Raw genomic sequence first — 24767 nt, forward strand, 5'->3', positions numbered from 1 at the left:
GCGCGCAGCACGTCGGGCCGCAGCCTGCGCCGCTCCGGCACGATCAGCACCAAGAGCCGTCTCGGCGGCGGCCTGGTCGAGATGCCGGTCATCCCGCGCAGGAACCCCGAGACCGCGCTCGCCCGCAATCCGGTCATCCCGGAGGAGCGGCGCTTTTGCCGCAAATGCGAACAACCGGTGGGTCGCGGTCGCGGCGACCGCCCCGGCGTCACCAACGGCTTCTGCCCGCGCGACCGCACACCGTTCTCCTTCGCGCCCAAACTCCAGCGTGACGACACGGTCGGCCAGTACCGGGTCGTCGGCTGCCTCGCGCGCGGCGGTTTCGGCTGGGTCTACCTCGCGCAGGACACCGCCGCGCACAACATGTGGGTGGTGCTCAAGGGCCTGCTCGGCAGCGACGACACCGACTCGCGCGCCGCGGCGCTCGCCGAACAGCGGATCCTCACCGAGATCCAGCACCCCAACATCGTGCACATCCAGACCGTGGTGCAGCACCCCGACCCGCTCACCGGCCAGGACGAGACCTACCTGGTCATGGAGTACGTCGGCGGGCTGTCCCTGATGGACCGGCTCAAGGCGTTGCGCGAGAGCGACCCCAGGGCCGTGCTGCCGGTCGAGCAGGTCCTCGCGTACGCGATCGACATCCTGCCCGCGTTCGGCTACCTGCACGAAAAAGGGCTGGTCTACTGCGACTTCAAGCCGGACAACGCGATCCAGACGGACAGTCAGCTCAAGCTGATCGACCTCGGCGCGGTGTCCGACCAACGGCACCGGTCGACGTTCACCTACGGCACCGTCGGCTACCAGGCGCCGGAGATCGAGTCCGGTCGGTCGGTGCCCACGGTGGAGTCCGACCTGTTCACCATCGGCCGCACGATGGCGGTGCTCAGCTTCTACTTCGCCGGCTACACCCGGAAGTGGAGGGCGGCCCTGCCGCCCGCGTCCGAGGTGCCGCTGTTCACCGAATTCGAGTCCTACCACCGCTTGTTGCTCCGGGCCACCCACCCCGACCCGGCGCACCGCTTCGCGTCCGCCGCCGACATGGCCGAGCAGTGTGTCGCGGTCCTGCGCGAGGTGGTCGCCACCCGGACCGGCGAGCCCCGCCCGGGCGTCTCGGGCCTGTTCGGCCCCGAGACCCGGGTCGTGCACGCCGAGGTCGCCGCGCGCGGCACCGATCCCGGGGCGCTCGCGGCCGCGCCCGAGCCCGCCGTGATCGCCGGCGCGCTGCCCGTACCGCGCGTGGACGCGAACGACCCGGCCGCCAACCTGCTGGCCACGCTCGCCACCACCGACCCCGACGAGTTGCTCTCCGCGCTCACCGCGGCCGGGATCTCCTCTCCCGAGGGGACTCTGCGGCTGGCCAGGATGTGCATCGAACAGGACGACGTGGAGCGGGCGAGGGCGTTTCTGGCCGACATCGAGGACGAGGACTGGCGGCTGCCGTGGTTCGAGGGCCTGGCCGCGCTCTCGGCGGGTGAGACCGCCCGCGCCCACGATCTGTTCGACGGGGTGCGCTCCGCGTTGCCCGGCGAGCCCGCGCCGCGCATCGCGCTCGGCGCGTGCCGCGAGTCGATGGGCCGCCACCAGGACGCCGCCACCGAGTACTACGGGGTCTGGGTCACCGACCGGACGTACGTGAGCGCCGCGTTCGGGCTGGCGCGCTGCCGGTTGGCCACCGGGGACCGAGCCGGCGCGGTGGTGACGCTGGAGAGCGTGCCCGACACCTCCAGCCACCATGTCGCCGCCCAGACCGCCGCCTTGCGCACCCGGATAAGCGGGCGCGCGGCGACCGACCCGCTGGGCCCCGACCTCGTCGCCGCGTCCGATCGACTGGCCGCGTTGCGGCTGGAAGGCGAGGCGCACGACCGGTTGGCGGTGGAACTGTTGGAGACGGCCCTGAGTTGGGTGGAGGCCGGGTCGAACGGGGGCGCATCGGGCACCGGCGACGCCGGTGGAACCGCGAGGGTGCTCGGAAGCGAGTTGAAGGAAAAGCCTCTGCGGTTCGCCTTGGAAAAGTGTTACCGCGATCTGGCCCGGCACGTGACGACGCATGCGGAACGCATCGCGCTCGTCGACCGGGCGAACGAGGTACGACCGTGGACGTGGGTGTGATCAGAGTGGCTGGATACGGACGACTGGACGCGACAGGGCCCGGGGGCGCCCCGGAGGGGGGCGAGACCGGCCCACCCGAGCGCGGCGCGACCGAGACGACGGAACGCTGTCCGTCGTGTGGGACGGTCGCCGAAGCGGACGACCGCTATTGCGAGTCGTGCGGCTACGACCTGCGGATCGTCGCGGTCGCGCCGGTCGCGGAGCGGGCACCGGTCCGACGGATCGTGATCCCCAGCGGACACGGGCCGGTGTGTTCCGCGTGTGGTACCGCCACGATCGGCTCGGACGGATGGTGTGACGCGTGCGGTCGGGCGTTCAACCCGCGCGACCACGTCGAACGCGACCTCGGGCTCGTCGCGATGGTCAGCAACCGCGGCCTGCGGCACCTGCGCAACGAGGACTCCGCCGCGCTGCGCGTGGTGCGCATGCCGGACGGCTCCGACCACGTGGTGGCCGTGGTGTGCGACGGCGTGTCCTCGTCGCCGCGCCCGGACGAGGCGTCCGCGACGGCCGCCGAGACCGCGTGCCAGACGATGGCGGCAACCCTCGTCGAGGGTTGCAACGCGGCCAAGGCCACGAGCGCGGGTGTCGCCGCCGCCGCGAGCGCGGTGGCCCGCATGCCCGGCGCCGAGGACTCGGGCAACGCGCCCGCGTGCACGCTGGTTTCGGCGATCGTGGCGCCCGACGAGATCACCGTCGGGTGGGTCGGTGACAGCCGGGCCTATTGGCTGGCCGACCCCGAGGACGGGGCCGACGATCCGGCCGACGGCGAAGACACCCTGCCGGGCACGAGCACCCTCCCACCGATGCCCGCCGAGCCCGCGGCGAGCCCCGGCGACACCCCGCAACGGCGCACTCCCTCCGCGTTGTTGACCGAGGACGACTCGTGGGCGACCCGGATGATCGCGCTCGGCGCGATGACCGAGGCCGAGGCGTACGCGGATCGGCGCGCGCACGCGATCGTGTCGTGGCTGGGCGCCGACGCCGGTGAGGTGCGGCCGCGGGTGACCAGCGTGCGGCCCTCGGGGCCCGGTGTACTGCTGCTGTGCAGCGACGGACTGTGGAACTACCTCTCGGTGGCGCCGACGCTGGCCGCGATGGTGCTGCCCGACGGGTTGACCCGGCCGCTCGACGCGTCCCGGCTGTTGACCGGTTTCGCACTCGACCACGGCGGCGCGGACAACATCACCGTCGCCCTGATCCCGTACCACCCGCCCGGGGACCCGGTGCGCGGACCCGATCACGACTGACCGAGACCCGAAGGAGTCGGCCCATGTCAGGCGCACCCACATTCACGATCGAGATCAACCAGAACGAGTTCATCGCGATGGGCGGCCACGAGGTCCACGCGGTCGCCCACATCAGGGCGTCGGGCGACACCGGCGGCATGCCCGCGAACGCGCGCGGCGCCGAAGTGATCATGGTCGACACGTCCGGCTCGATGGACTTCCCGCCCACCAAGCTCAAGGCCGCCAAGCAGGCGACGAAGGCCGCGATAGACACGCTGCGCGACGGCACCCTGTTCGCGGTGGTCTCGGGCACGGGCATGGCGACGGTGGTGTACCCGTACGACGAGAAGCTCGTCGCCGCCGACGACCGCACCCGCAAGGAGGCCAAGCGCGAGGTGGACAAGCTCCGCGCGCGGGGCGGAACCGCCATGGGCCAGTGGCTTCGGATGGCCCGTCAGCTGCTCAAGCCGCACTCGGATCTGATCCGGCACGCGATCCTGCTCACCGACGGCAAGAACGAGAGCGAGACCGCGCAGGACCTCCAGGACGCCCTGGACGCGTGTGAGGGCGTCTTCGTGTGCGACTGCCGCGGCATCGGCCTGGATTGGCACGTCGACGAGGTGCGCAAGATCTCGACCACGCTGCTCGGCGACATCGGCCTGGTCAAGCAACCGGCCGACCTGGCCGAGGACTTCACCAAGATGATGGAGAACGCGATGGGCAAGTCGGTCGCCGACGTGGCCCTGCGCGTGCGCACGATCAGCAACGCGCGAGTGAAGTACATCAAGCAGACCTATCCCGTGATCGACGATCTCAGTGCCCGGCGGACCGAGGTCGGGACGGGCTCGGGGGACTACCCGACCGGTTCGTGGGGCGGCGAGAGCAAGCACTACCACGTGTGCCTGGAGGTCGAACCGGACGAGGCGTTCCCGCGTGGCCGGCGCCGGCTGTGCCAGATCTCCGTGGTCCTGCCGGACGGCGCGAGCGGCATCGAACTGGCCAAGGGCGGCGTGTTCGCGGAGTGGACGGACGACGAGGAACTGTCCACCCGGATCAACCACGAGGTCGCCAAGGTCACCGGCCGCGAGGAACTCGCCAACGCCGTCCAGGAGGGCTTGCGGGCCCGCAAGGAGGGGGACGAGTACACGGCGACCGCGAGCCTGGTCAAGGCCCTGGAACTGGCCAACGAGGCCGGCGACGAGCACACCGCCCGACTGATCGGGCGCGTTGTCGAGGTCGAGTCCGACGGCACGATCCGGTTGCGCAACAACAACGAGGCGGAGATGGAACTCGACGTCGAGTCGCACAAGACCGCTCGCGTGGGACCGCCTTCGGGAATGTGAACGGTTGTCGGCCGTCGGCCGGCCGCCGTAGGGTCGGCCGGCCGGCTCGGGGGGCTCGCCGGTCGGTCGTCGGGCCGTCCCGGGACGGTCGTCGGGTAGGAGAGAGGAAGGAGGTCCGCTCATGCACATCTGTTCGGAGGGACACCAGTCCGTCGCCGAGGACTACTGCGACGAGTGCGGGCGGCCGATCGTGCCGGGCTACGGCGAGGCGGTGTTTCCGCCGGGTCCCGTTCCCGTGCCGGACAGCCGTCCCCCGTCGTCATCGGGTCAACCGGGCGCGCTCGCCGACCGCTGTCCCATCTGTGCGACCGCCTACGCCCCGGACGACGAGTTCTGCGAGGCGTGCGGCCATTGGCGCCACGACGTCCGCATCGTGGTCGACGACGGACCGGACCCGGGACCGGATCCGGGTCCTGGGCCTGGCCCAGGACCAGGACCACAACCAGGACCGGGCCCGGACTCGGGCCCGAATCCGAACCCCCCGCCCCCGAAGCCGGACATCGACCCGGCGACGGCCGTGTGGACCGTGCGGGTGATCGCCGACCACGACTACTTCATGCGCGTGCTCGACTGGGACGGCCCGGACGCGCACAGCATGCGCTTCCCGCACGAACAGGATTCGTGGTCGATCGAGCTCACCGACGAGCCGACGCGCATCGGCAGAGGCAACGCCGGCGTGCCCTCGGGCTCGGTGGAGATCGCCCTCGCCGACCCCGGCGTGTCCCGGCGCCACGCGAAGCTCGTGCGCTGCCCCGACGGTTCGTGGGAGGTCGTCGACCTCGATTCCGCCAACGGCACCACGATCAACGCGGGTTACGAGCGGGTCCGTCGCGCCCCGGTCCACCTCAAGGACGGCGACCGCATCCACGTGGGCGCCTGGACCACCCTGGAGATCCGCCGGCTGGCCTGAGTCCCGAAACGATCTTGGAGCCGAGAGGCCGAACACGGACATTCGGCATGCTCGACTCCAAGATCGTTCGTGGTGATCGGGTCACTTCGAGGAGACGGCCACTCCCGGGGCCAGGGCGGCCAGAATGGGCTCCGGGTCCTCGGCCGCCTCGGCGGCGGTCAGGCGGGCGGTGACCCGGCCGGTGGAGAGCACCGTCAGATGATCGGCGATGCCCTGCACGAAGCCCAGTTGCGGGGCGGCGATCAAGATGGTCAGGCCCTCCCCCGCGAGGGTGGTGATCAGCGTACGGATCTGCTCGGCCACGGCGGGGGCCAGGCCCTCGGTCGGCTCGTCGAGCAGGATCAGGCGTGGGCCGCCGAGCAGGGCTCGGGCGATTGCGAGCATCTGCTGTTCGCCGCCCGACAGTTGCGAGCCGCGGTTGGTCAGCCGCTCGCCCAGGCGAGGCAGCAGTTCCAGGACGCGGGCGGGGCTCCACGCGGCGCTGCGCCGATGCGCGAGCTTGAAGTGCTCGGCCACGGTCAGGCTCGCGAACACCCGTCGGCCCTGCGGGACCAGCCCGATCCCGGTGTGCGAGACGCGATGCGCCGGCCGCCCGGCGATCGAGGTGCCGGCCATGGTGATGCTGCCGCCGGCCGGCTTGAGCAGACCCGCGACGGTGTGGATGAGGGTGGACTTGCCCGCGCCGTTCGCGCCCAGGAGGGCGTGTACCGACCCCTCCGGGACGCTGAGGTCGACGCCGTGCAGCACCGAGCCACCCTGGTAACCCGCGGTCAGATCGACGATTTCCAGCACGACTTCAGCCCACTTCCTGGTGCTCGGGCTCGGCCGCGCCCAGGTACGTGTCGCGCACGGCCTGGTTCGCGGCGATCTCGTCCGGGGTGCCCGTCGCGAGCAACTGCCCCGATGCCAACACCGTGACGGTGTCGGTGACATCACGCACGAGAGCGAAGTTGTGCTCGACCAGGATCATGGTCACCTCCGGCGGCAGCGCCTTGAGTACCACGGCGAGGCGTTCGATGTCGGTGTCGGTCAGTCCCGCGGCCGGCTCGTCGAGCAGCAGCAGGGTGGGGTTTCCCGCCAACGCCATCGCGATGTCGAGCAACCGCCGTGACCCGTGCGAGAGTTCGCCCGCGATCTCGTCGGCCCGATCCAGCAGGCCGACCGTGTCCAGATGCGTCGCGGCCTCGGCGGACAGCGTGCGATACCCGCCGCGGCGCCACGTGCCGCGAACGCCCGCGTGCCGCCACGCGGCGATCGTCACGTTGTCCAGGATCGACAGCGACGGAATCACCGCCGGCTGCTGGAACGCGCGGGCGATCCCGATCCGCGAGCGCCGCGCCGGCGTGAACCGGGTGACGTCGCGGCCGGCGAAGACGATCGAGCCCGACGTGCTGGGGATCGCGCCCGCGATCATGCCCATCACGGTCGACTTGCCCGCGCCGTTGGGTCCGAGCAGGGCGTGCCGCGCACCGTGGCGCACCGTCAGGTCCAGCCCGTCCACGGCCGCGAGCGCGCCGTAGCGGCGGGTCAGGCCGGTGATGGTGAGCAGCGCCCGGGCGTCCTCGGCCGCGGCCGGCGCGGGTTTGGCCGCCGCGTGTGCTTCGGGTGCGCCGGCGAGTCTGCGCCACGCGGCGCGAGGACTCGGCGGCGCAAGTCCCACCAGACCGCTGGGCAGCGTGTACACCGCGATCAGGAACAGCACGCCGAGCAGCAGCGGTCCGTGCCCGGGCCACGGGCCCGACAGCCAGTCTCGGGTGAACACGATCAGTCCCGAGCCGATCAGCGCGCCGATCAGGGACGCGCCGCCGCCGATGACCACCGCGAGCAGGACGAGCGAGGACGTGTCGAAGCCGATGTTGGACGGCGAGATGTAGCGCTGGATCGCGACGAGCAGTGCGCCGCCGACGCCGGCGAGCGCGCCCACGCCGATGTAGGTCACCGTCAGGTAGCCGGTCACCGAATGACCGGTCGCGCGCATCCGGGTCTCGTTCTCGCGCGCCCCGTCGAGCAGCAGGGCGGCGGGGGAGCGCATGATCAGCGCGGTCAGCGCGATCACCACGACCGTGGTGGCCAGGACGTACCAGTAGGTGTCCACGTCCTCGACGAGTTCGGACATGCCCCAGAACGGTCGGATCGGCGGTACTCCCGACTTGCCGTCGGTGCCGCCGGTGACGGACTTCCACTTCTCGGCGGCGGTGCGGACCAGTTCGCCGATCGCGAGGGTGATCATCAAGACCGTGACGCCGCGGGTGCGGACCACGATCGGCGAGACGAGCGCGTTGAACAGCGCGCCGGCCGCCGCGGCGGCCAGCGTGTGCACGACGCCGATGGTCATGCCGTGCTCGCCGAGGATCGCGGCGGTGTAGCCGCCGACCGCGTACGGCGCGACCTGCCCCAGCGAGGGCAGCCCCGCCCCGCCGCCCAGGACCGCGACACTGGCCGCGAGCACCCCGAGCGACAGCGCCTGCGAGAGCAGCACGATCGTGAACACGCCGACCAGGTAGGGCGCCGCGAACAGCCACACGATCGCGGCGACCGCCAGGACACGGCCCGCGAGCACGGCCCGCGGCGAGCGCAGCGCGGTATGCGCGCGCTGCGCGTAGGTCTGGGCGAGGGTGGTCATACTCGGCTCCCCGTCGGACCGAAGCGCACGGTGCGCACGATGAGCATCGCCGCCATGGTGGCGAAGAGCAGGTAGGGCGCGAAGTCGGGCACGAGCGTGACGCCGAGCGTCTGCACCTCGCCCACCAGGATCGCCGCGAGCAGCGCCCCGCCTACCGAACCCAGACCGCCGATCACCACGACCAGCAGGGACTGGATGAGAACAGTGTTCGCGGCGGACGTGGACGGCCCGATGATCGGCGCGCCGATCCCGCCGGCGAGCCCGGCGAGGGTACCGGCGGCGATCAGCACGCCACTGCGCACCCGGCCCGGCGAGATGCCGCCGGCCGCGAGCATCTGCGGGTCGTCCACCGAGGCGCGTACGGCCGCACCGATCCGGGTCTTGGTCAGCACATACCAGCCGACCAGGCCGAGCACGATCGCGACCGCGATGAACGCGAGCCGGTAGCCCGGGTAGTTGTGGCCGGCGATCGACACCGGGTCCTCCAACGCGCTCGGCACCTTGACCTGCGGGTCGTCCTTGCCGAACACGGTGGTCAGCAGGTCACCGCCGACCAATGCGACGCCGAACGTCAACATGGCCTGGGCCATGTGTCCTCGTCGGGCGATCGGTGCGGTGAGCACCGCCAACACGCCACCGCCCGCCGCCCCCGCGGCCAGGCCCGCCAGGACCGCGAGCAGCAGTCCCACCCACGAGCCGTCGGCGACCCAGGTCGCGGTGTAGGCGGCGAACGCGTAGAGCGTGCCGTGGGCGAGGTTGAGCACTCCGCCCGAACCGAAGGCCAGGGTCAGTCCTGCGGCCACGACGAACAGCAACAGCCCGTAGGCCACGCCGTCGACGGCCGGAATGAGGTTGTCGTCGAACCACCCCACGGCACACTCCTTTCTCGTCGGCTACGACGATCGTCAGCCGAGGGTGCCGAGTTCGCGCACCATGACGTTGCCCAGCGTGGTGCCGTCCTGCTTGACCTCGCGCAGGAACCACTTCTGCACCGGCGCGTGCGTCTGGGGGTTGAACTCCCAGGCACCACGCGGGCTGTCGAGCTTGCCGACCTTGCTGATCGCGGCGTTGACGGCCTCGGGGGTGACCTTGTCGCCCGCGGCGGCGATCGCCTTGTCCAGCAGGGCGGCCGCGTCGTACGAGGTCGCCGACATCATCGTCGGCAGAGCGTTGTACTTCGCCTGGTAGGCCGCGACGAACTCGCGGTTCGCCGGGATGTCCAGGTCGGGGGTGTAGTTCAGCGACGTGTAGATGCCCTTCGCCGCCTCACCCTCGCCGGCGAGTACGGCGCCCTCGGTCAGGAAGCCCGCGGCGTACAGCGGGATGTCCTTGGCCTCGGACTGGCGGTACTGCTTCACGAAGTCGACCGCGGCGGTACCGGCGTAGAACGTGTACACGGCCTTGGCGCCGGACGCCTTGATCTCGCTGAAGTACGGCAGGAAGTTCTTGGTCGCCGGGAACGGCGTCCACTTGGTCTTGCCGTCCGGGTTGGCGAGCTTGCCGCCGGCCTTGGCGAACGTCTCGGTGAAGCCGCGCAGTTGGTCGAAACCACCCTGGTACTCCGGGCCGATCGCGTACACGGTGCCGTCGCCGACGACCTCCTTGATGTACGGCGCCGCCGCGACACCGGGCTCCTCGGAGAGGTAGCTGGTGTGCCAGATGTACTCGGGCGTCTTGATCTCGCCCGGGCGACCGACGACGCCGACCATCGGGGTCTTGGCCTCGGTGACGCCCGGCACGTTCGCCGCGACGGAGGCGGCGTTGGTCAGGCCGACGATTGCGGTGACCCTGTCCTGCTTGAGGAACTTGTCCACCGACGGCTTGGAGGTCTGCGGGCCGTCGCCCTCGTCACCGACGAGGAGGTCGATCTTGTGGCCGCCCAGCTTGCCGCCGTGCATGTCCAGGTAGGTCTGGAAGCCGTTCTTCACGTCCGGGCCCAGCGCCTGGTAGACGCCGGACAGCGGCATCACGAGGCCGATCTTGAGCGTGTCGCCGGACCCGCCGCCCTTCTTGTCGCTCGCGGCGCTGCCGCTGCACGCGGCGGTGAAGGCCAGGGCCAAGGCGACAAGGCCGGAGGCGGAGACGCGTATGGAGCGTCGAGGAAGTCTTGCCGGGGTCATGAAACGTGCTCCAAAACTGGGTACGGGGGCCGTCCGGTAACAGGGGCGTTCCGGAACGGGGAACAGGCGGGTCGAGCGATCGCCCTGCACGGGCGCCGACATGACGTCGGGTCAGCCCATTGCGGCGCCACGCTGCACGTGGAGGAAGCGTTCACGCGCGGCGGGGGTGAGCGCCGGGCCGACCTGGTTGATCAGCTCGGCCATTTCGAACGAGACCTGGCCGATGTCGCATTCACGCGAGGCCAGGACCAGAAGTGACGCGCCGTCACTGACCTGCATCGAGAACATGAACGCGCCGTTCATCTCGGTCAGGTTGCTCGCCACCGGGTCCGTGCCGAACAGCCGCGCGGCGCCCGCGAGCAGGCTGACCAGGCCCGACGCGACCGCGCCGAGCTGGTCGGCGCGGTCCTGCGGCAGCGAGCTCGTCGCGGCGACCACCAGGCCGTCGGCCGACACCGCGACGGCGTGCAGGACTTCGGGGACTCTGACGGCGAAATCGTTGAGCAGCCAGCTCAGATCGGCTGCGGTGGGTTGGCTCACGGTCGCTCCTTGTGATCCGGTTCGCCGCCGCCGGGGCGGGGCGTGGGGGCGCGGCGGGACCGACTGTGCCCGATGCCCTGCGCGAAGGCGGACATCGCCGCGGACACCTGGCGGGCGTCCCTGCGGTCCGGCGCGGTCGCGGACCGAGGGGGCGCCGCGGCCGGCGTGATGAGCGGAGGGGCGGGGGCCGCTCCGCTCGGGTCGGCGGTCGGGGTGTCGCGGCGTACCCGCAGCGGTAGACCCTTGGTGGTCGTCCCGCCGGTTGTGACGGGGTCCGGGCCGGGGCCGGCCGGCGTCGGGCGGGCCGGTTCCGGCTGCCCGATCGGCGGTTGCGGCAGCTGCGCCGGCTGGGACCGTTGGGTGAGCTGCGCCGGGGGTGCCGGCGCCTCGATCTCGGGACGCTCACCGGTGAACCGCAGACCGGAGGGCGGCGGTTGCATCGGACCGGGCGCGTTCGCATCGCTGATCGCCTGCGGCTGCAACTGCGGTTGAGGCGGCTGCGGTTGCTGCGGCGGTGGCGCTTGCGGTTGTGGGCGGTTCGGGGTGAACACGTTCGCCACCGGCTCGAACGGGCCCGGGTCGGGGTGACCGCCCGCGCGAACGCCGACGTCGAGAGCGCGCCCCGAGGCGGCGAGGGGGGCCGCTTCGGGCTTGGGGACGCCGCGGTGCCGGCCCGGACGGTCGCGGAAGACCACGATGTCCTCGGGCAGACTCACCTCGGCGACCGTGCCGCCCTGGGGTCCCTGGCTCAGGGTGATGGTGATGCCGTAGCGAGTGGACAGGTGACCGGCGACGGTCAGGCCCATCGCCCGCACCGCGTGCACGTCCAACGGCGCCGGGGCGGAGAGGCGTTCGTTGAAGGACGCGATCCGCTCGGGGGTGATGCCCACACCGTTGTCGGTGACGGTCAGCACCGCGCCGTCGCCGCGCCGGTTCGCCTGGAGCACGACCCACGTCTCCGGACGGCTGAACTTTGTCGCGTTGTCCAGGAGTTCGGCGAGCAGGTGCGCGACGTCGTCGCGGGCCCGACCGGCGATGAGGATGCGCGGGTCCACCGCGCCGGGGTCCACCCGGGTGAACCGCTCGATCCGGCCGATCGCGGCACGCGCGACGTCGAGCAGGAGCGCGTCCTCACGAACGCGCGCGGTGCCTTCGCCGCCCAGCACGAGCAGACTGGTGTTGTTGCGGCCCATGCGCTGGACGAGGTGGTCGAGCGAGTACAGCCGCTTGAGCCGGTCCGGGTCGTGCTCGTGTGCCTCGGCCTCGTCGAGGACCTTGACCAGGCCGTCGGTGAGGCGCTGGTTGCGGCGCGCGAGCGCGACGAGCACGGTGGCGACACCGGCCCGAAGTACCGCCTGTTCGGCGGCGATACGTACCGCCGACGTGAAGACGACGTTGAACGCCGAACCCACTTCGGCGATCTCGTCCTTGCCGGTCACCTCGATCGGGGTGCCGGCGCGTTCGGCGATCTCGTCGGCGGTCGCGCCGTCGAGCGAACGCCCCTGTTGGAGCTTGGCCACCGCGTCGGGCAGGCCCGTGTACGCGACTTCGTGCGCGGTGTCGCGCAGTCGGACCAGCTCACGGGTCATCGGCCGACCCAGACGCAGCACGAGCAGCACGGCCGCGGCGAGCGCGATCAGCACGGCCGCGGCCTGGCCGCCGGCCCACCAGCGACGGGAGTCACGGGCGTCGTCGACCGACGCCAACACGGACGAGTCCACGCGCCGTTCGACGTCGCGCATGCGCGCGATGCGGTCCTCGGTCGCCTTGGTCCACACGTCGGCGGTGATCAGGATCGGCGTGTCGGTCTTGGTCCGCGAGACGGCGTCCTCGAGCTGGCGCACGGCCAGGTTGGCGGGGCCGGTCTGCGACTGTTCCAGCCAGGTCTGCCACTCGGGATCCGCGAGCGAACGGAAAGACCCCTCGCTCTCGTCGTACCCGGTGCGGGTGGCCAGGATCTCCTGCTGCTGTGCGGGGGTGATGCGCAGGGACGCGAGCGCCCGCAGCACCACCATCTGCTGCTGGCCCAGCCACTCCGTGGCGTGCGACAGCGCGGCGGAGGCGCGCAGTCGGTCGGAGTTGTCGGCTCCCGCGCCACCGGCCTGGGCCACGCTGTCGCGGTAGTCGAGGGCGTCCGCGATCACGATGCGGTAGCGAAAGACGACGGCGGTCAGCGAGGTGTTCTTGGGTGCCTGAACCTGTTCGCGCAGCGCGGTGAGGTTGGTCAGGTCGGCGTCGAGACGACGCAGTCGTTGCTTGCTGTTGCCCGGAGTGGAGTCCAGGCCCTTGCGGAGCTTGCGATAGCGCGCGGCACTTTCGTCCGTCGCGTTGGTGCGCTCGCGATAGGCGACGAGCGCGTCGGTGCCGTTGCGCGAGGTCAACACGGTGGCGGCGGCGGCGCGCTCGTTCTGGAGTCGGTGGCCCAGTTCGCCCGCCTCGGCGGAGACCTCGGTCAGCGCGCGCAGATTGCCGGCGTCGATTGCTTCGCCGGTGGTGGTGAAAACGGCAAGGCCGGCCGAGCCCACCATCACGGTGAGCGGCACGGCCACCAGCAGGACGAGCTTTCGAGTGATGTTCAGATCGTCCACCGCCAGGACGGAGCCGGGGCGGACGGGAGCGTGGTAACGGAGTCAGGTATTCCGCTTGTCAAGTACGTCATTTTCCCGATGATTCGCACTTTCCCGGTCTTGCGTTTTTGATGACGCCGCAGGCGCCCTATTCCCTACACGACGGGCAGAGCCTAGCGGTATTCGCACAGGTGCTCGCAGGCCCGGGCGGGCAGGGCCCGGGATCCCCTGCATACGCCACCGAATGTTGACACTTGTAAGGTCAGGCCGCCCGAGAATGAGCGATCGACGTCCATTACGCGGCTCATCGGTATATCAAGCCATTTGGTGTCGGGGTCGCTTGTCGCCCGATTTTTATCCTTTTCTCTGCCGTTGTTTCGTCCCTCGCCGGCGACTCCTACCGGATCGTTGCCGTCCGGTTCTGTACGCGTTCACTCCCACCCTGATATTGGGTCCCCACCTCCACCGGACCGGATGGATTCGGACCGACCGGCGGGAGCCGCTCACGGTCCGTCGTCGCGCAGTGGCTTTGTTCACGCCGCGCGCCGCCCGCTGCCGACGGCGGCCGGCCCGACCGTGTGCGCGATCCGATCCTCGGACGACGCGCCGAAGGCACAACGCAGCCCGGGGCCGAACACGACTCCCGCCGTGCCGGCCCCGGGCGCCCGAGCGCTTGTCGTCTCAGCGCCGGACCGCTCCCGCCGTCAGCGCGATGATCGCCACCAGCGCCGCCGGAATCGCGAGCGCCGTGGTCAGGCTCGTGTGATGGGCGATGAAGCCGATCACCGGTGGGCCCGCGAGCAGGCCCAGGTAGGCGATGCCGGTCACTCGCGAGATCGCCCACGCGGCCGGTACCCCGGGGGTGTTGCCCGCCGCGCTGAACGTCACCGGTGCCACCGGCGCCACGCCCACGCCGAACAGCGTGAAACCGAGCACCGACAGCGCCGGCCACGGCGACACGAGCGCCAGCGTCATGCCGGTCGCCGCGATCACCGCGCCGAGCCGCAACACCAGCACCGGGCCGAAGCGTTCCACGATCCGGTCGCCCGCGAAGCGGCCGGCCGCCATCGCGATCGACATGCCCGCGAAACCGAGCGCGGCGACCCCCGCCGAGCTGTCGAGCGTCTCGCGCAGGTACACCCCGCTCCAGTCGGAGACGGCGCCCTCGCCGACGAACGAGCACAGCCCGATCAGCGCGAGCAGCGCCACCGCCCGATAGCCCGAGAGCAACCTCGCGAAACCGCTTCGCGCCACCGTGCCCGCGTCGTCGACGGGCGGTTCGTCGTCGTCGCCCGGCCGCACCACGTGCGGATCGTCCTCGGCCCCCAACAGAGCGCGCGAACACGCCCACGCCGCGACCGAGAGCACCACGGCCGCGCCCACCAGGTGCGCCCGCGTCGAGATGTCCAGGGCCGCCGCACCCGCGCCCACCAGCGCGCCGAACAGGCCGCCGAGGCTGTACCCGCCGTGCAGGCTGTTCATGATCGGCCGCCCGAGCTGCTGCTCGATGGCGACCCCCTGCGCGTTGACCGCGACATCGGTGAAGCCCATCAGCAGCCCCAGGAACAGCAGACCCACGGCGAGTGACGCCAGGTTCCACGCGAACGCCGGCAACAGCAGCGCGACGCAGCCGCCGACGACCGCCACCCGCGCGACCGCCCGGCTGCCCCACCGGCCCGCCGCCGTGCCCGCGAGCTGGACGGCGACCACCGCGCCCACGGGACTGCCGAGCAGCGCGATCCCCAACTGGCTCTCGTCGAGGTCCAGGTCCTCCTTGAACTGCGGGATCCGCGCGAGAAAGTTCGCGAAGGACGCGCTGAACAAAAAGAAGACCAGCAACGCCGACAGCCGAGCGGCTTTGAGCCGCTCGGCCGACAACACTCTCGTGGCTCCCCCCACGGTGCTCACACGGAGCACGTACCGTCGGCGCACGCGTCGCCGTCGGTCGCCGCGCCGGCGGGCGACTCGCCCGCGAGCTCCGTCAGTTGCCCGCGCACCTGCTCCATGACCTTGAGGAACGTGGACGCCTCCTGTGCGCCCTGAACCGCCCACTTGCCCTCGAACACGAACGTCGGCACGGCGGTGACACCGATCTCCCGAGCCTCGGCTATCTCGCGACGCACCTCGGCCACGCCCTCGTCGGACGCCAGGAACGCGACGACCCGGTCGCGGTCGAGCCCGGCCTCGACCGCGAGCTCGGTCAGCCCGGCGTGGTCGGCGACGTCGGCGCCCTCGGCGAAGTAGGCCCTGAGCAGCCGATCCTTGAGCACGGCCTGCACATCGGCGCCGTACTCGGCGAGCGCGAGCCACAGGACGCGGTGCGCGGTGAGGGTGTTCACGGACTGGGCCCGGGCGAAGTCGAACGTGATGCCCTCGCCGGAACCCACCTCGGCCAGGCGGGCGTTCATCCCGTCCAGGTTCGCGGCGCCGAACTTCTCGGCGAGTCGCTCACGCAGCGGGGACGGCTCGTCGGGCGTGGTGGGGTCGAGTTGGTACGGACGGTACGTGACCTCGACGTCCGTACCGCCGGGGAACGCGGCGAGCGCGCGCTCGAAGCGGCGCTTTCCCACGTAGCACCAGGGGCACGCGATATCGCTGTAGATGTCGACCTTCACTGCACTCCAGCTTTCCTGCTCGGGGGTCGGGGCGAGACGCCCGACTCCGGGTGGCACGGGGGTTCGTCCAACCCCCACGACGACGTGCCGCCGGTCACGGCGGCGGACACTCCACGGGGAACATGCGTGCACTGAGCAACATTCCCCACCGCAGGTATCGTCCTTCGGCGGCCGGGCGTAACCTGACCGCCGATCGATCCCTTCCCTCACTCCCTACCCAGGAGTCCCCGTGGACCAGCTCACCCAGTACAAGCGCGCCGTCGACACCTTCCGCCCCCTGCTCGCCGAGGTGGGCGACGCGCAACTCGACCTCGCGTCGCCGTGCGAGGGATGGGATGTACGCGGTCTGCTCGCGCACGCCACCGGCGCGCAGCGCGGCCTGGCGGCGGCGCTGAGCGGGCCGACCGAGCCCGTGTCCGAGGACCCCCGCGAGGACTTCGAGGCGGTCGTGGACACGATGCTCGCGACCTTCACGCCGGAGCGGCTCGCGGCACCGATCAAGACCCCGTTCGGCGAGCGGACCGGCGACTTCATGCTCGGCCTGGCGACCGGCGACATCTTCGTGCACGCGTGGGACCTGGCCCGCGCGCTCGGCAAGCCCACCGACCTGGACCCCGAGCTCGCGCAGGTGATCCTGGACCGCATGCGCGAGACCCTGCCGGACGCGGCTCGCGGGGAGGGTCGCGCGTTCGGCGTCCGGCAGCCGGTCGCCGACGACGCGCCGATCGCGGATCGACTCGCGGCGTTCACCGGTCGTAGCGTCGGCTGACCTCCGCCGAACCGATCGGTTGTCCGATTTATTCGGCAACACATGCGGGACATCGCGGACAAGCCATAACGGACACGGCAACTGACGACTCGTCAGGCTGCGCGCAGGGTGCCCGGCGGTGTATGCACGTGAATGCACCCACCCAGTCGATCGGGAGTTTTCGATGAGCACGTCGCACCACGACCACGGACACATGGACCCGCCTCGTGTGCAGGAGGTCGCCGACGGCGCGTACGCGTACATCCAGCCGGACGGGACCTGGTGGATCAACAACACCGGATTCCTCGTCGGCCCCGAAGGGGTCGTCGCGATCGACGGCTGCGCGACCGAGAACCGCACCCGTGCCTTCATCGACACGGTCGCGAAGTACTCGGACGCCCCGATCCGCACGCTGATCAACACGCACCACCACGGTGACCACACGAACGGGAACTACCTGTTCGACACCGCCACGATCGTCGCGCACGAGAGGACCCGCGCCGAGATACTGGCCTACGGACTGATGGACGTCGAGCCGATCTGGCCCGGTGTCGGGTGGGGAGACCTGCGCCCGGTCGCGCCGTTCCTGACCTACACCGACGGTGTCACCGTGTACGCCGGCGACCTGCGGGCGCAGGTCCGTCACTTCGGCGCGGCGCACACCTCGAACGACTCGGTGGTGTGGCTGGAGGAGCAGGGCGTCCTGTACACCGGCGACCTGATCTTCAACGGCGGCACGCCGTTCCTGCTGATGGGCTCGCCCGCGGGCTACCTCGAAGTCCTCGAAAAGATCAAGGGGTTGGGCGCGACCACGCTGGTCCCGGGACACGGCGAGGTGTGCGGCCCGGAGCAGATCGACTACGCGATCGGCTACACGAACTTCCTCCTGGAGACCGCGCGCAAGGGTCGCGAGGCCGGCCTGGACCCGCTGTCGGTGGCCCGCGAAACGGATCTGGGCGAGTACGCGGCGCTGTCCGACTCCGAGCGCATCGTCGGCAACCTGCACCGCGCCTACGCCGAACTGGGCGGCGTCGAGCGTGCGGGCACGATCGACATATACGGCGCCCTGGGCGACATGGTCACCTTCAACGACGGCAAGCCCCTGAGCTGCTACGCGTAACGGCACTCGCGCGCCGAAGCGATCGTGGAGTCGGGACGGTTCGGACCTCGAACCGCGCTCGATCCCCACGATCGCTTCGGCGTGGGGTTCCGGTGGGCGGAAGACGGGTCGCTGCGGGGGGTTTCGGGACGCGTAGCGTCCGAGGATCGGCTGTGGCGATCGGAGATGGCATGGACAAGGTGGTCAGCACGGCCGCGGCGGCGGTGGCCGACATCGGGGACGGGGCCTCGCTCGCCGTCGGTGGGTTCGGGCTGTGTGGCATTCCGTCGGTGCTGATCGAGGCCCTGTACGCCCAGGGCGCGACCGACCTGAAGGTCGTCTCCAACAACTGCGGCGTGGACCGATGGGGGTTGGGCGTCCTGCTGCACGCGGGCCGCATCTCGCGTGCGACGGGCAGTTACGTCGGCGAGAACAAGGAGTTCGCGCGGCAGTACCTCGGCGGCGAGATCGAACTCGAACTCACCCCGCAGGGCACGCTCGCCGAGCGGCTGCGCGCGGGCGGGTGCGGGATCCCGGCGTTCTTCACCCCCGCGGGCGTGGGCACACAGGTCGCCGAGGGCGGCTTGCCCTGGCGCTACGACACCGCGGGCAACGTGGTGGTGGCCTCCCCGAAGAAGGAGGTACGCAGCTACGGCGGCGTCGAATACGTCCTGGAGGAGTCGATCACCACCGACTACGCGCTCGTGCGGGCGGCCAAGGGCGACCGGCACGGCAACCTGGTGTTCGACAAGTCGGCGCGCAACTTCAACCCGCTCGCCGCGATGGCCGGGCGGATCACCGTCGCCGAGGTCGAGGAACTGGTCGAACCGGGCGAGCTGGACCCGGACGCGGTGCACCTGCCGGGGGTGTTCGTCCAGCGGGTGGTGGTGCTGACGGCGGCTCAGGTCGCGGCGAAGCAGATCGAGAAGACGACGATCACGGGGGCGGCTGGGCCTTCGATTTCGGGTGCTTCGGGTGGTTCGGTGGCTTCGGTGTCCGGGGCGGTGTGCGACTGATGGCCTGGAACCGGAACGAGATGGCCGCCCGTGCGGCGGCCGAACTGACCGACGGTTCGTACGTCAACCTCGGTATCGGGCTGCCCACTCTGGTGCCCAACCAGATCCCCACCGGCGTGCACGTGGTCATGCAGTCGGAGAACGGCCTGCTCGGGGTGGGCCCGTATCCCGCCGAGGACGAGGTCGACGCGGATCTGATCAACGCCGGCAAGGAGACCGTCACGGTCCTGCCGGGCGCGTCCTTCTTCGACTCGGCACTGTCGTTCGGGATGATCCGCGGCGGCCACATCGATGCCGCGATCCTCGGCGCGATGCAGGTCAGCGCGGTCGGCGACCTCGCCAACTGGACCATCCCCGGCAAGATGATCAAGGGGATGGGCGGCGCGATGGACCTGGTCCACGGCGCCCGCCGGGTCATCGTGCTGATGGAGCACGTCTCCAGGAAGGGTGAGCACAAGATCGTCGACGTCTGTTCACTGCCGCTGACCGGAAAGCGTTGTGTCCAGCGCATCATCACCGACCTCGCGGTGATCGACGTGACCGAGGCCGGCCTGATCCTGGTCGAGGCCGCCCCGGGCGTCACGCGGGACGAGATCCGCGCGAAGACGGGGCCGAAGCTGATCCTCTGACGCCTGCCGTTGTTCGACGCTCCGCGTGCGGCTTCGAGGTTCGACCCAACGAGTTCCACGAGGCGTTCCAGCCGCTGCACCAGGTCGCCATCCGGTGTACGAGGACGTGTCGGCCGCCGGCCACGCCTTCGACCTGCTCGGCATGCGCACCCCCGACGGCGAGGTACTCGCCCCCTTCCCGGCGCCGCGCACCGGCGGCGACGAGCTGCCCGCGACCGTCGGCGCGAACCCCGATGAGCGAACCGGTCGCGAAGGAATCGTTCAACGCGCCCGATCGCGGCGTGTTCCCGGCCCCACCCGTCTGACCAGGTGCGATGCTCGGCAATACTGCCGCCGGGCCTGCCCAACGGGCTCGTAGCGCAATGGCACAACAAGGAGTACACACCGTGAAGTTCGCGACCTTCGACCTGCATGGCTCCACCCGCTGCGGAGTGGTGACCGACGATTTCGTGCACCCGCTGCCGGACGGCGTCACGCTGCTGGACCTGATCGAGCGTGGCGGCGACGCGCTGCGGTCGGCGGGGGAGCAGGCGTTGACCGCCCCCTCGGTCGCGCTCGCCGACGTACGGCTGCGCGCGCCGCTCCAGCCGCCCACGGTCCGCGACTTCGTGTCGTTCGAGGAGCACGTCGAGGGCGTCGCGGTCACCGTGCAGGGACCGGGCGCGACGGTCGTGCCCGAGTGGTACGAGCTGCCGACGTTCTACTTCACCAACCCGTACGCGATCATCGGCCCGAGCGACGACGTGCCGATGCCGCCGGGGTCGCGACTGCTCGACTTCGAGTTGGAGGTCGGGATCGTGGTCGGCAAGGCGGGCAAGGACCTGACGGTCGAACAGGCGGCCGAGCACATCGTCGGTTACACCGTTTTCAACGACTGGTCGGCGCGCGATCTCCAGTCGCGCGAGATGAAGGTCGGCCTGGGCCCGATCAAGGGCAAGGACACCGCGACCACGATCGGCCCGTGGCTGGTGACCGCCGACGAGTTCGACAAGTACCGCGACGACGAGGGCTTCCTGGACATCGGTCTCCGCGCGTCGATCAACGGCGTCGAGGTCGGCCGCGACTCGCTGATCAACATGGGCTGGCCCCCGGCCGAGTTGGTCGCGTACGCGTCACGCGGCACGTGGGTACGCCCCGGCGACGTGCTCGGCACCGGCACCTGCGGCAACGGCGGCTGCCTGGGCGAACTCTGGGGCCTGGGCTCCGAGTTGCCGTCCCTCCAGCCGGGCGACGAGGTCTCCCTGTCGGTCGAGGGCATCGGCACCCTGAGCAACAAGGTCGTCGCGGGCGCCTCCCCGCAGCCCATCCCGTCGGCACGCAAGCGCCCCCGCACCCGCAAGGACACGTACACCGCCTGACCGGCCACCGACGCCCCGTCACCGACCGGACGGGTGACGGGGCATCGGGCGGTCCGTCAGGCGCCCAACGTCGAGGCGAGGGCAGCCCAGGAGGTGGCGGGCACGGTCATGGCCGTCCCGAACCGGGACGGCACGTACGAGGCTGCCGCGGGCCTCGAAACACACGCGCCGCCGGTGCCGTTGCTGCACCGGACGCCGCCGCAAGACCGTCCACGGGCCTGGGCGGCCCGCCGGCGGCCTCCGGAGCCGGGGGTGGCGCGGTGCCGTCAGCTGTTCAGGTAGGTGAGTACCGCCAACACTCGTCGGTGGCCGGTGTCGTCCGGGGCCAGGTCGAGCTTGGCGAAGATGTTGCGGATGTGTTTGTTCACCGCGCCCTCCGTGATCACCAGTTGGGCCGCGATGTCGGTGTTGGAGCGCCCCTCGGCCATCAGCGCCAGTACCTCGCGCTCGCGCGCGGTCAACGCGTGCAGTGGGTCGTCGGCGCGGCGCCGGACGAGGAGTTGCGCGACGACCTCCGGGTCGAGCGCGGTACCGCCCGTCGCCACCCGGCGCAAGGCCGCCGCGAACTCCGCCACGTCGCCCACGCGTTGCTTGAGCAGATAGCCGGTCGCGCCGTTGCCGTCGGCGAGCAGGTCGGACGCGTACCGGTCCTCGACGTACGCGGACAACACCAGGACGGGCAGCCCCGGCCGGCGGCGGCGGGCCTCGATCGCGGCCCGCAACCCCTCGTCGCCGAAGTCGGGCGGCAGCCGTACGTCCACGACCGCGACGTCCGGGTGATGCGCGTCCACGGCGGCCAACAGGTCCGGGCCGTTGTCGACGGCGGCGCACACCTCGAAGCCCTCACCGGTCAGCAGCAGGACCAGCCCCTCACGCAGCAGCGCGTCGTCCTCCGCGATCACCACCCGCACGGCAACTCCGCCCGCAGCCGGGTGGGACCGCCCACCGGACCGTCCACCGTGACGCGCCCGTCCAGTGCCGCGGCGCGCCGGCGGATGCCCGCGAGCCCGCTGCCGGCGCTCTCGTCCACGCCGCCGCGGCCGTCGTCGTCCACCTCGATCATCACTGTGCCTTCCTCGTGCGCGAGCCGCAGCCGTACCTGCTCGGCGCCGCTGTGCTTGGCGACATTGTTCAACGCCTCGGCGACGATGAAGTACGCGGCCGTCTCGACGGCGGCCGGAGCCCGCGCCAGCCCCGCCGTGTCGACGACGCACGGCACCGGGCAGCGCGCCGCCAGGGCCGCGACCGCGCCGTCGAGGCCGCGTTCGTCGAGGATCGGAGGGTAGATGCTGCGTACCACCTCACGCAGCTCGTCGAGCGCGTCCGTCGCGGCCCGGCGGGTGCGCAGCACGAGCGGCAGGGCCTGCTCGGGATCGCGCTGCAGGGCTCGCTCGATCAGGCCCAGGTACATCACCACGGCCACCAGGCGGTTCTGCGTGCCGTCGTGCAAGTCGCGCTCGATGCGCCGCAGTTCCGCGCCGTGGGCCTCCAGCGCGGCGGCTCGGCTCGCGGTCACCTCGGCGAGGCGGGCGGTGACCGATCGGTCGACGGGCGGGGTCAGCAGCGGCCGGACGAGCCGGGCTTGGCCGCGCACGAGACGGGGGATCGCGGTGCACGCGAGCACGGTCATCACGGCGCCGACGGGGAACATGACCGCCGCGCGCGGCCACGAGTCGACGGCGAAGCCGACTCCGGACGCCGGCGACCCCGGCACCGCCCACCACCACAGCGGCATCGTGACGTCGTTGACGGCGGCGAGCGGGAGGGCGAGGCCGACGAACGCGGCGACGGTGCCGGTGAGTCCGTGCCCGACGAGCCACAACGCGTCACGCCGCGCGGCCGGGTCGGTCACGACGGTGCGCGCGCGAGCGAGTATCGGCCCGGCCGGCGGCACGTATCCGTCCGGTACGGCGGCGCCCCCGAGCACGGCCCCGACCCGCCGCCGCTCGACGCCCGCCAAACGCCGTACGCCACCGGCGAGCGGGGGCAGCAGCGGGATGCCGACGCCGCCCAGGAAACAGAGCAGGCCCACCACGACGATCACCGGCAGCGCGAGCAGCGCGACGAGCGCGGTGCCCCCACCGAGGGCGAGCCGCCGAAAGTCGACCGCGAGCCTGCGAAGCTCGACCGCGAGCGCGCGACGATCGACCGCGAGGCGACGCAGGCCGGTCGCGAAGCGCCTGAGATGGTCGCGCAGCGGTGTGGTCACCCCGTCCTCGCCCTCGTCCCGTGGTGGTCGTCCCGGCCGCCGATGCGCACCCTACGTGTTCGACCGCGGCCGGCGACGATGGTGGTGCGCGCACCACCATCGAGACACCCACCGGTGGGATGGGCGCCCGCCGCCATGGCTTCTACGTTTGAACAGGTCGACGCCTTCGCGTCGACCTGTACGGACAACGAAGGGCGGATCGCGTGAACGACCGTGACCGACACCCGTGGCAGCCGTCGAGGCAACACCGCTCGTGGCCGTGGATCGCGCTGATGGTCGTGGCCGTGGGCGTGGTGATCAACGTGCTGCTGACCGTGTGACGACCGGTGCGGCCGGTCGGCGTTTCGACGGCCGATCCAGGGTGAGCGCCCACAGGGCCAGGGCGCTCCCGCTGAAGCCGGCGCCGAGGGCGCAGACGCCGATCCAGCCGGTCGCCGCGTACATCGTGGTCGAGGTGATCGCGCCGGTGGCGCTGCCGATCGAGTAGAAGATCATGTAGCCGCCGATCAGCCGACTGCCGGCCTCCGGGCGCAGGTTGTAGATCAGGGTCTGGTTCGTGACGTGCACGGCCTGCACGGCCAGGTCCAGGACGACCGCGCCGACCACCAGGGCCCACAGCGTGTGCCGGGTGAAGGCCAGCGGGATCCAGGACAGGGTGAGCAGGACCAGTCCCACGCCCGTCGTCCACCGCGCGTGGCCCCGGTCGTTGAGCCGGCCCGCCGGGGTCGCGGCGAGCGCTCCCGCGACGCCCGCGAGGCCGAAGGCGCCGATCGCGGTGTGCGACAGGGACCACGGCGCCTCGCTCAGGGGGAGGGCGACGCTGCTCCACAGCGTGCCGAAGGCCGCGAAGATCAGCAGCGCGAGTGCGGCCCGGATGCGGAAGACGCGCTCGCCGGCGAACAGGGTGACCATCGAGCCGAGCAGTTCGCGGTACGAGAGCGCGGACGCGGCGACGTCGGTGCGCGGCAGGACGCGGTACAGCGCCGCCGCGAGTGTCGACGTCAGCGCGGCCGAGACGAGGTACGCCGAGCGCCAGCCCGCGAGGTCGGCCAACGCGCCGGACACCGTCCGGGCGAGCAGGATGCCGGTGACCACGCCGCTCGTGACCAGGCCGACCACGCGCCCGCGTTCGGCCGGGCCGGCCAGCGACGCGGCATAGGCGACGACGGATTGGGTGACCACCGCGAGCAGGCCCACCGCGGCCATCGCGGCCAGGAGCAGGGCCGTGTCGCCCGCGACGCCGACGGCGGCCAACGCGGCGGCCAGGACCGCGAACTGGGTGACGATCAGGCGTCGCCGGTCCACCAGGTCGCCGAGCGGGACGAGCAGGAACAGGCCCAGTCCGTAGCCGGCCTGGGTCAGCGTGACCACGAGGCCGACGGTGCCCGGGCTCAACCCGAAGTCGCGACCCATGGTCACCAGGAGCGGCTGCGCGAGGTAGACGGTGGCGACCGCGACGCCGGCGGCGGCGGCGAACAACAGGACGAGCGCGCGCGACAGGGGCGGGTGCGCCGCCGGTTCGACGGGTTCGACCGGTCCGGCCGGCTCGGGTGTGGCCTCGGCGGCTCGCGGTCCTACGTCCGGGTCGGCCATGTGCGTCACCCTCTCGATTTCGGTAGCAACTTGCTACCAGGTGAACCGTAGGCCGA

20 protein-coding genes are annotated in these 24767 nt (G+C 71.4%); 9 read left to right on the forward strand and 11 right to left on the reverse strand.

All coding sequences use genetic code 11. From position 1 onward, the window contains the following. The 4 genes from GT354_RS30655 to GT354_RS30670 form a co-directional block, all read left to right on the forward strand. Nucleotides 1-2112 (forward strand): serine/threonine-protein kinase (locus GT354_RS30655; RefSeq protein WP_161359629.1); only part of this gene is annotated, 2112 nt, incomplete at its 5' end. Next, a complete protein-coding gene (locus GT354_RS30660; RefSeq protein ID WP_346012250.1) occupies nucleotides 2103-3362 on the forward strand; it encodes a protein phosphatase 2C domain-containing protein in 1260 nt (419 codons plus the stop codon). The genes GT354_RS30655 and GT354_RS30660, both read left to right, overlap by 10 nt. A 23-nt stretch (nucleotides 3363-3385) precedes the next feature. Further along, nucleotides 3386-4684 carry a VWA domain-containing protein gene (locus GT354_RS30665; protein WP_161359630.1) on the forward strand — a complete coding sequence of 433 codons (1299 nt, stop codon included), beginning with the start codon at nucleotides 3386-3388 and terminating at the stop codon, nucleotides 4682-4684. A gap of 121 nt (nucleotides 4685-4805) precedes the next feature. Then, nucleotides 4806-5594 (forward strand): FHA domain-containing protein, encoded by a 789-nt coding sequence (locus GT354_RS30670; protein ID WP_161359631.1) that lies wholly within the window; start codon nucleotides 4806-4808, stop codon nucleotides 5592-5594. An 81-nt stretch (nucleotides 5595-5675) separates the two neighbouring features. Here the strand turns inward: GT354_RS30670 and GT354_RS30675 are convergent, their stop codons facing one another. The 8 genes from GT354_RS30675 to GT354_RS30705 all read right to left on the reverse strand — a co-directional run bounded on the left by GT354_RS30675 (nucleotide 5676) and on the right by GT354_RS30705 (nucleotide 16059). Beyond that, entirely contained in the window at nucleotides 5676-6386 is a 711-nt protein-coding gene (locus tag GT354_RS30675; RefSeq protein WP_161359632.1) for an ABC transporter ATP-binding protein, read from the reverse strand. 4 nt (nucleotides 6387-6390) lie between these two features. Continuing rightward, nucleotides 6391-8217 (reverse strand): branched-chain amino acid ABC transporter ATP-binding protein/permease, encoded by a 1827-nt coding sequence (locus tag GT354_RS54695; RefSeq protein ID WP_237535625.1) that lies wholly within the window; start codon nucleotides 8215-8217, stop codon nucleotides 6391-6393. Then, complete coding sequence (locus GT354_RS52870) at nucleotides 8214-9089, reverse strand: branched-chain amino acid ABC transporter permease (protein ID WP_346012251.1); 876 nt, start codon at nucleotides 9087-9089, stop codon at nucleotides 8214-8216. The genes GT354_RS54695 and GT354_RS52870 overlap by 4 nt, the downstream gene beginning before the upstream one ends. Before the next feature lie 33 nt (nucleotides 9090-9122). Then, the gene (locus tag GT354_RS30685; RefSeq protein ID WP_161359633.1) at nucleotides 9123-10337 is read right to left on the reverse strand and encodes an ABC transporter substrate-binding protein; all 1215 of its coding nucleotides are present in this window, start codon (nucleotides 10335-10337) and stop codon (nucleotides 9123-9125) included. 111 nt (nucleotides 10338-10448) lie between these two features. Continuing rightward, nucleotides 10449-10877, reverse strand: coding sequence for a roadblock/LC7 domain-containing protein (locus GT354_RS30690; protein WP_161359634.1), 429 nt, complete (start codon nucleotides 10875-10877; stop codon nucleotides 10449-10451). Further along, nucleotides 10874-13465, reverse strand: coding sequence for a nitrate- and nitrite sensing domain-containing protein (locus GT354_RS30695; protein WP_161359635.1), 2592 nt, complete (start codon nucleotides 13463-13465; stop codon nucleotides 10874-10876). The genes GT354_RS30690 and GT354_RS30695 overlap by 4 nt, the downstream gene beginning before the upstream one ends. 660 nt (nucleotides 13466-14125) lie before the next feature. Further along, nucleotides 14126-15352 carry an MFS transporter gene (locus tag GT354_RS30700; RefSeq protein WP_202512499.1) on the reverse strand — a complete coding sequence of 409 codons (1227 nt, stop codon included), beginning with the start codon at nucleotides 15350-15352 and terminating at the stop codon, nucleotides 14126-14128. Next, nucleotides 15349-16059 (reverse strand): DsbA family oxidoreductase, encoded by a 711-nt coding sequence (locus GT354_RS30705; protein ID WP_161359636.1) that lies wholly within the window; start codon nucleotides 16057-16059, stop codon nucleotides 15349-15351. Before GT354_RS30705 ends, GT354_RS30700 begins: the two co-directional genes overlap by 4 nt. A 229-nt stretch (nucleotides 16060-16288) precedes the next feature. Here GT354_RS30705 and GT354_RS30710 point away from each other — a divergent pair, with 229 nt between their 5' ends. The 5 genes from GT354_RS30710 (at nucleotide 16289) to GT354_RS30730 (ending at nucleotide 20909) form a co-directional block, all read left to right on the forward strand. After that, complete coding sequence (locus GT354_RS30710; protein WP_161359637.1) at nucleotides 16289-16828, forward strand: TIGR03086 family metal-binding protein; 540 nt, start codon at nucleotides 16289-16291, stop codon at nucleotides 16826-16828. Nucleotides 16829-16991: 163 nt separating this feature from the next. Next, a complete protein-coding gene (locus tag GT354_RS30715) occupies nucleotides 16992-17927 on the forward strand; it encodes an MBL fold metallo-hydrolase (RefSeq protein WP_161359638.1) in 936 nt (311 codons plus the stop codon). Between the two features lie 170 nt (nucleotides 17928-18097). Then, nucleotides 18098-18922, forward strand: coding sequence for a CoA transferase subunit A (locus GT354_RS30720; RefSeq protein ID WP_161359659.1), 825 nt, complete (start codon nucleotides 18098-18100; stop codon nucleotides 18920-18922). Further along, complete coding sequence (locus GT354_RS30725; protein ID WP_161359639.1) at nucleotides 18922-19551, forward strand: CoA transferase subunit B; 630 nt, start codon at nucleotides 18922-18924, stop codon at nucleotides 19549-19551. The genes GT354_RS30720 and GT354_RS30725 overlap by 1 nt, the downstream gene beginning before the upstream one ends. A 386-nt stretch (nucleotides 19552-19937) precedes the next feature. Next, a complete protein-coding gene (locus GT354_RS30730) occupies nucleotides 19938-20909 on the forward strand; it encodes a fumarylacetoacetate hydrolase family protein (protein ID WP_161359640.1) in 972 nt (323 codons plus the stop codon). A 266-nt stretch (nucleotides 20910-21175) separates the two neighbouring features. Here the strand turns inward: GT354_RS30730 and GT354_RS30735 are convergent, their stop codons facing one another. The 3 genes from GT354_RS30735 to GT354_RS30745 all read right to left on the reverse strand — a co-directional run bounded on the left by GT354_RS30735 (nucleotide 21176) and on the right by GT354_RS30745 (nucleotide 24711). Continuing rightward, nucleotides 21176-21820 carry a response regulator transcription factor gene (locus GT354_RS30735; protein WP_161359641.1) on the reverse strand — a complete coding sequence of 215 codons (645 nt, stop codon included), beginning with the start codon at nucleotides 21818-21820 and terminating at the stop codon, nucleotides 21176-21178. Then, entirely contained in the window at nucleotides 21808-23118 is a 1311-nt protein-coding gene (locus tag GT354_RS30740; protein WP_202512501.1) for a sensor histidine kinase, read from the reverse strand. The genes GT354_RS30735 and GT354_RS30740 overlap by 13 nt, the downstream gene beginning before the upstream one ends. Before the next feature lie 297 nt (nucleotides 23119-23415). After that, nucleotides 23416-24711 carry an MFS transporter gene (locus GT354_RS30745; RefSeq protein ID WP_161359642.1) on the reverse strand — a complete coding sequence of 432 codons (1296 nt, stop codon included), beginning with the start codon at nucleotides 24709-24711 and terminating at the stop codon, nucleotides 23416-23418. Nucleotides 24712-24767: the final 56 nt, after the last annotated feature.

This window comes from Streptomyces sp. SID3343 (assembly GCF_009865215.1).
Lineage (GTDB): Bacteria > Actinomycetota > Actinomycetes > Streptomycetales > Streptomycetaceae > Embleya.

What these genes read in the sequence shown, in the direction of transcription:
- GT354_RS30665 (WP_161359630.1), top strand. Translation starts at nt 3,386, where the DNA reads ATGTCAGGCGCACCCACATTCACGATCGAGATCAACCAGAACGAGTTC.
- GT354_RS54695 (WP_237535625.1), bottom strand. Translation starts at nt 8,217, where the DNA reads ATGACCACCCTCGCCCAGACCTACGCGCAGCGCGCGCATACCGCGCTG.
- GT354_RS30720 (WP_161359659.1), top strand. Translation starts at nt 18,098, where the DNA reads ATGGACAAGGTGGTCAGCACGGCCGCGGCGGCGGTGGCCGACATCGGG.
- GT354_RS30715 (WP_161359638.1), top strand. Translation starts at nt 16,992, where the DNA reads ATGAGCACGTCGCACCACGACCACGGACACATGGACCCGCCTCGTGTG.
- GT354_RS30725 (WP_161359639.1), top strand. Translation starts at nt 18,922, where the DNA reads ATGGCCTGGAACCGGAACGAGATGGCCGCCCGTGCGGCGGCCGAACTG.
- GT354_RS30685 (WP_161359633.1), bottom strand. Translation starts at nt 10,337, where the DNA reads ATGACCCCGGCAAGACTTCCTCGACGCTCCATACGCGTCTCCGCCTCC.
- GT354_RS30745 (WP_161359642.1), bottom strand. Translation starts at nt 24,711, where the DNA reads ATGGCCGACCCGGACGTAGGACCGCGAGCCGCCGAGGCCACACCCGAG.
- GT354_RS30670 (WP_161359631.1), top strand. Translation starts at nt 4,806, where the DNA reads ATGCACATCTGTTCGGAGGGACACCAGTCCGTCGCCGAGGACTACTGC.